This is a genomic window from Streptomyces sp. NPDC001848 (assembly GCF_042891915.1).
Classification (GTDB): Bacteria; Actinomycetota; Actinomycetes; order Streptomycetales; family Streptomycetaceae; genus Streptomyces.
Genome location: NZ_JBIATP010000027.1, coordinates 1 through 286 on the forward strand (window position 1 = coordinate 1; position 286 = coordinate 286).

Here is a 286-nt window from a genome sequence, read left to right on the forward strand (position 1 = left end):
GGCAGTCTGTGGACCTGCCCGGTAAAGCACGACGTTGGGGCCATGATCTTCGAGGCTCGCGCCAAAGTGGCTGGCTAAAGTCGCGGAGCCGACCGCCCCAGCCACGAAGTGTTCTGACCTCATGCACTGCGTGCCTGCCTCCTGGGCGGGAGCGGGCGGCCGGCGGTGCCGAGCGGGGCGGAGACATGAGCGCGGGCGCCGCCGGCCGCCCGCGCCCGCCCGGAGGAGCGAAGCGACGACGGGTGCTTGATGATGTAGGGAAACTCCCACCGCATGGGTCTGGGAT